Source organism: Candidatus Cloacimonadaceae bacterium (genome assembly GCA_030693415.1).
Classification (GTDB): Bacteria; Cloacimonadota; Cloacimonadia; order Cloacimonadales; family Cloacimonadaceae; genus JAUYAR01.
Genome location: JAUYAR010000185.1, coordinates 1 through 1,399, shown reverse-complemented (window position 1 = coordinate 1,399; position 1,399 = coordinate 1). Strand labels below are relative to the sequence as shown.

Here is a 1,399-nt window from a genome sequence, read left to right as displayed (position 1 = left end):
ATGCATGAGCAATCGCTGATTGCCAATCTGAACATCTCCCAAATCTGTCAAGAAAATGTGAAATGGAAGCACTTAGACCACTTATTCTCCAAGTGCTCTGGTAAAGCAGCGTAGAATGGTGATGGTTTTTGAACAGTCTCCTCCCGTTCTCGGCAGTTTTTATAGAGAAAAAGATTGACAAGAATCATGCCTGTCCATAGCAAGAACCAAACTCACCTAATGGAGGTTTAAAATGAAAAGAATAACGTTTTTAGCGTTGCTGATAGTGTTGCCGATACTGCTGCTATCGATTAACCCACACTTGCGGGAAGTGCTTGACAAACTGTCATTTCCGAGCTTTGCTCAGGATCGGAATCTTTGGCGCTTAAATGAAAGCGTCTCTCATTACAGCGACGGAATGGACTGGCAGCCCGGTACCAGTATCCGTTATTTCTACAATGTTTCACACCCCTCCAGACCGGATTCAATTCAAATATGGTATTATGACTTTGAAGTTGGCACATGGTATAAAAGCGCGGTCGCATATTATTCCTACGACGTATCCGGCTATATGATCAGCAGCGGGGTTATCTACTTTTACTTAGACGAAGAAATGCCATTCATGCGCGCCAATTGCTTTTACGACGAGCAAAACCGTCTGACCAATTACAACATATTCATGCCCGACGAGGAAACGCGCCAATGGATTCCAGTCCAGCGTTTACACTTGTTTTACGAGAGTAATACAGACTATGTTGCGTATGTATGGTCGCGAAGCTATTATGGGAATGAACGGCAGGATACGTATAATATGACTAACTTCGTCTGGGACGGACAGGGCAGGATTATTGAAGAAGTCTCGCACACTTCGTTGGATTCCCTATCTTGGTCTCCGGAAAGCCGGACTATCCGCAGCTATCATCCAAACGACACTCTCACCGGAGATCAGACCGTGCATTGGATAGCTTGGAATGTCCCGCTGGGATTTACTTGGCAGGAGCAACCATTTCCCGGCATGGTATTGCAGGAGATCAACTATTGGTGGGATTGGGAGACCGAAGCCTGGTGGCCCAGCTATAGGATGGTCTTTGCTTATGATGCCAATGATCTCCCCCAGCGGAGAACCTCCTCATACTGGGATTTGGAATTTGAGCGATGGACGGACGATAGGCGAACCGCCTTTACTCATGACGCCAACGGAAACCGCACTGAGGAACTAAGCGAATACTGGGACCAATGGATGGAGGAGTGGTATCCAGCCGACTATCTCACCCACAGTTGGGAATACTATTCAAGCGCCAACGACGATCCCGGCTTTCCGGCAAATCCGGGTATCAAGCTCCATGCCTATCCGGTTCCCTTTTCCGAAAACCTGAATCTCCGCCTCGATTCCAATGCCAAATCCGAGGTCAATTTCCGC

The 1,399-nt window shown here is 47.4% G+C and carries 1 protein-coding gene; it reads left to right on the top strand.

Annotation, left to right across the window (positions count from 1 at the left end):
* Positions 1 to 232 precede the first annotated feature (232 nt).
* The coding region (locus Q8M98_11995) for a hypothetical protein (protein ID MDP3115473.1) at positions 233 to 1,399 on the top strand (1,167 nt) is incomplete at its 3' end.